Source organism: Desulfobacter sp., assembly GCF_050177295.1.
Window position 1 is genome coordinate 1 of the sequence record NZ_JBFXHE010000350.1, and the last position, 4689, is coordinate 4689.

General features: G+C 44.2%; 6 protein-coding genes and 1 pseudogene. 6 read left to right on the forward strand and 1 reads right to left on the reverse strand.

The window, feature by feature from the left end; translation table 11 throughout:
- Positions 1–184 precede the first annotated feature (184 nt).
- The 6 genes from AB7U36_RS18690 to AB7U36_RS18715 are packed head-to-tail and all read left to right on the forward strand — an operon-like array spanning position 185 to position 4240.
- Positions 185–565, forward strand: a complete 381-nt coding sequence (locus AB7U36_RS18690; protein ID WP_428161170.1) for a roadblock/LC7 domain-containing protein — start codon at positions 185–187, stop codon at positions 563–565.
- Between the two features lie 59 nt (positions 566–624).
- On the forward strand, positions 625–1230 hold the full coding sequence (locus AB7U36_RS18695) for a GTP-binding protein (RefSeq protein ID WP_428161171.1): 606 nt from the start codon (positions 625–627) through the stop codon (positions 1228–1230).
- Positions 1231–1241: 11 nt separating this feature from the next.
- Positions 1242–3104, forward strand: coding sequence for a hypothetical protein (locus AB7U36_RS18700; RefSeq protein ID WP_428161172.1), 1863 nt, complete (start codon positions 1242–1244; stop codon positions 3102–3104).
- Positions 3101–3592 carry a hypothetical protein gene (locus tag AB7U36_RS18705; protein ID WP_428161173.1) on the forward strand — a complete coding sequence of 164 codons (492 nt, stop codon included), beginning with the start codon at positions 3101–3103 and terminating at the stop codon, positions 3590–3592. Before AB7U36_RS18700 ends, AB7U36_RS18705 begins: the two co-directional genes overlap by 4 nt.
- Before the next feature lie 35 nt (positions 3593–3627).
- The gene (locus AB7U36_RS18710) at positions 3628–3933 is read left to right on the forward strand and encodes a hypothetical protein (protein ID WP_428161174.1); all 306 of its coding nucleotides are present in this window, start codon (positions 3628–3630) and stop codon (positions 3931–3933) included.
- Between the two features lie 31 nt (positions 3934–3964).
- The gene (locus AB7U36_RS18715) at positions 3965–4240 is read left to right on the forward strand and encodes a hypothetical protein (protein ID WP_428161175.1); all 276 of its coding nucleotides are present in this window, start codon (positions 3965–3967) and stop codon (positions 4238–4240) included.
- A 111-nt stretch (positions 4241–4351) separates the two neighbouring features.
- Here AB7U36_RS18715 and AB7U36_RS18720 read toward each other — a convergent pair.
- Positions 4352–4689: pseudogene (locus AB7U36_RS18720) on the reverse strand (DUF4388 domain-containing protein); the annotation flags it as partial.

The following is a 4689-nucleotide window of genomic DNA, read 5'->3' on the forward strand; positions in this document are numbered from 1 at the left end:
AGTGACCCGACCCTTTTCATAAAATTTTTAGGACCATTCATAATGGTTTTGTGCGTATAAGGTCAATAATTCTTTTTTGAGATTCAAACCCATAGATTGATTCCTTTTTATTCATCCGGTATAATTCAATTTAAATTTTATGTCAGTCATAATTGGGCCTAACAATTTTTCCGGATAATCTGCCATGTATGATACAAAACAGTTAAATGCGATAGACAACGCCATCCTACAACGCCTGATCGGCGCTGGGATTGATCATGTGATTTTCATGGATTTAAGCGGCAATGCCATAGCAAAGCACAGTAACGGCAAAACCGACCTGGACGCCACTTCCTTTGCAGCGCTTGCTGCAGGCAATTTTGCCGCGGTGGATGCCATGGCACGGCTGGTTGGCGAATCTGAATTTTCCCTTTTATTTCATAAAGGGGAAAAATTAAGCATTCACTTCAGCAAAGTCACAGAAGACACCCTTTTAATTTCAATGTTTGGTAAAAACATTTCCCTTGGCCTGGTGCGTTTAAAAGTTGCAGAAACCATAGAAGAGATGAATCGGGTGCTTTCATAAACATGAATTTTTAATTGCAGGAAAAAAATAAAGTATCCTGAATCAAAAAGGAAACAGATTTGGCGCTTATCAATGTAAAAACCCGGGAGGTTCAAATCAAGATCGTTTACTACGGCCCCGGGCGTGGTGGAAAAACGACCAATCTTGAATACATTAACCGGACATACAAGGAACAGATAAAAACGGAAATGGTCAGTCTGAAAACCAATGATGACCGGACGTTGTTTTTTGATTTTCTTCCCTTTGATGTCGGTAAGATCAAGGGATTTGACGTAACCATCCAACTGTACACGGTGCCGGGGCAGGTAAAGTATAATGCCACACGCAAGCTTGTGTTGCGCGGGGTTGACGGTATTGTGTTTGTGGCGGATGTCCAGAAGAGCCAGCGCGGGAAAAATATTGAATCCCTTAACCAGTTATATGAAAATCTTAAAACCTATCAGCTGGATCTTTTTAAAATGCCTTTGGTCATGCAGTACAACAAAGTGGATCTGCGTAAATCCGATGTTGAGACGCTGGATTCAAAAACGCTGCAAAGAGATCTGAACAGCCGTCTTAAGGTGCCGGCGTTTGAGGCCAGTGCATCGAACGGGGGTAATGTAATACCTACCTTGAAAAAAATTATATCCACTACCCTGGTGTCTATCCAGGACCAGATATTTTAAGGAGAAGGATATTGGATTTTGTTGATCAGATACAGAAAAATATCGAACATATGACAAACGGGGTTGAGACTGCTGATGTAAAAGTGCTTGCAGACCGTCTTAACTCCCTGGAAACTGATTGTGTCGGAAAACAAGAAGCCCTGCTTGTTATTAAAATGATGCACTCTTTGATAAAATATCTTGATGCACGAAAGGATAAGGCACACCCCGAAACGCTCCCTGCCCTTGGGACCCTGGCGGATAATTTGAAAAGCCTTTTAATCTCATCATCTGTTGAAGAGCAGGCACAGCTATTATCGAGAAGTAAGGATACATTTAAGTTCGTTAAATCTGCCATTGAATCTCGAAAACTTATTCTTGATTCTGAGATGGAAGAACTCAAAGCCGTCATTCTTTCCGTGGACTGGGAGATTTCAAATATCACCATGGAGGGGTTTGACCGTGTCCTTATCCGGCTTGAAAAACGGCTTAAATTCGATAAAATGCATCATACCTTTCTGCGTATCATGCATTGGCTTGGTGCCCACATTGCCCAGCACCAAGCCAATGCCCACCAGGATTCGGTTTCCCTACTGCGCCGGGTATTCCATCAGTACGAATTGCTGGTGGGCCATCCCAGTATGCCACCCGATAAGAAAAAAGAGCTGGTGCTGGAAAGTATCCAGGCGTACAAGGCATTTAAACGCAAGATTGATGCCGGTTTAACACCTGGTCCAAACGCGGAAGATCATACCCCCTCAGCAGTCCGGACAATTCAACATCCCGCCCAAGGGCAACCGGCTGCCCCGGGCAATATTGCGGAGTACCGTGAGGATGAGGGTTTTGCACCCGCTTTATCTCATATAAATGAACAAGCATCTGACCAGGAAGAGAGCCTGTTCTTTACCCTGGATGACCCGATGACAGACCCGGCATCGGGGCTTGGCGCAAGAAAAGGCACTCCATCAACGGGGAAGGATTCCTTGCCACCCCAACGGGATGTTATGGGGGATTTGTTTTCCATGAAGGAATCAGCGGCGGATGAACTGCTTGATGCCATTCATCTTTCAAGTATACATGGTCCGGATCAGGAAAATGCCCCAAGCATGCCCGGTGTAATGGGTGCGGCAGAGAAAAAAGCCGGGGTTCAGCAGGTCACGCCCCAAAGAATGGGCAATACACCCATTCCAGAGATTGAAAGCAGGCTTGATGCCTTTTTCAACCTTGATACCTCAGATGACGGCGTCATGGAAGTTCAGGATCCGCCGGATTCCCAATCCTTGGACCATGCTGAAAATTTGGGGGGTGAAAGTAATCTTTCAGCGGAACCGGTTGATTTTTCTGATGGTAATGATCCCGGTATCGACTCCGCGGGCATTGATCTTTTAGAGGAACCAGCCGATTCTTCGGGGCAGATTGCGCCTGTTCCCGATAGCCAAGAGGATGAAATTCATCCGGAAGAACAGCCGGGTGATGATGACGCGGTTCAAGAGATCTCTCTCGAAGATGATACGGATGGGAATATGACCGATCAGGAACCGGACCCGAATCTGGATGACCTTCAAAAATTGCTTTTCGACCCTGACACATTGAGTCGTTTGGACGTGTTTGAACAGGTTCAGGAAAAGATTGCAAGCTTAAATGATATTTGGGCCCCGGATTCCGACAAGGTCAGGCTTCTTGATCTTGTCTCCTCCATGGCCCGGTTTATTCACCGGCAGGCAGTGCCTGATACCGGGGAAAACGGCATGAACGATTCCGAATTCGATGACGGGTTGAACGGCATGGCAACTGCAGAACCCGATCAAACCCAGGAAAAGGATGGGGAACAAAAGAAAAAAGGGATTTTTGCCCGGTTAAAGGCTTTATTCAATAGCCTTCAAGGAATAGAATGATCGTATTCTGTGAGGACTGCGGTGATAGAAACCAGGTTTGTCCGGCACATATTGTCAAGGGCCGGGCAGTTTTCATCTGCCATGCATGCGGATATCATAATGATTATCTTCTGCCTTTGCTGCAGCAAAAAAAACAACAGGAGAATAGGGTTGATTATTTGTTTCAGGTCCTTGACCGGTACCCGCAGATGATGGGGGGCTTTATCTATGATATAAGCAAAGGGATTACCATCTGCCGGATGCCTGATCTGCTTTTGCCGGAAGATATTCACAGTCTTGGATCGCGTCTGGCCCAAAGTTTGGAACAAGGACTGGCGGCCATGCCCGATATCGGGTCCATGACCGTTTTGATATCAGACAAGTATTTTTTTGTGGCCAGAGAAAAAAAGGGACAGTATCTGGTGCTTGTTGCCCTGACACCGAACTTGCCCGAACCTTTTTGCCGTTTTTTTATGCAGTACACGCACAAAAAAGAGTGGCAGATATGAAGGGTTCCCTTTCAAATATCAGCAGGATAAAAGGTGTGAATGCCTTTTTTCTTGTGGATGGGAACGGGAATGTGCTTGACCGGAATTTCTCTTCGAAAATGGAACCCGGCGCAGATAAAAAAGTATCCAAAGCAATTGCTGCCTGTGGCAGCATTTATTTATCCATCAGCCCAAAGCAGTTCAGGTATGCTGCTTTTTTAAGACGGAACAATACACAGGTTTTTATTTTTCCCTTTGGCAGAGATTTGCTTGGGGTTGTCACCGAAGTCGGGGCCCAGAACCTTGATGCTGAGCGGATAGCAAAAGAGATATTTGCAATTTTATCCAAAGAAGAAACATAAATAAATTAAAGGAGAATAACCAGTGGATATCATGACCACTCAAATGATCATATCCGTGTTTACGCTTATTATTTATCTGATCATTATTTTTGTATTCAATAAAGCCCGCATCAAATATGCCGGTGGTAAAGTGGGAAAAGTAATCAATCTGATTCTTGTGACGGTGTGCTTGCTGTTTATTGCCGATTATGTCACCATTTTAGGCAATTTTCTGAGCCAGGAAATTTTAGAAACCATCCGGGCACTTTTTCGAACAGCGGCCCTCTCTTTTCTGGCCTATGGTGGGTCAAAGGTTTCAAATTCCTAAATAATAGCCATGGGCTGACCTGACATATCAACTGCCGGGCATAACCTACAACAAAGTTTTAAAGATCTGAGTAACTTACCCAGATGTTTTGGATGTTTTTATAAAACAACCCTATCGGGAAAATAATGAAAACAGGCTTTTTTTGCTTTTTGTATTTTTTGCGCTGAGGTTGAAATCTGCCCGGGTTTGGCTGATCAAGGCGTTTAAATCTGTAACGATTCTGTCTTTATCATTGGAACTGCTCTGGTATTTGTTGATATAGTCCAGCACTTTTTCAATGTCTATCAGAATATTGTTTACGGGGTTTTTTCCAAGAATATCACCGGCTTTTTTAAGAATCAGACTACAATAGGCCACAAATCCTTTAATAAGAAAGTCCTTTTGATTGTCCGGAAACGTATCAAGACGGGCTATAGCGGTTTCCACAACCTGAAGATTGGAATTTTTCT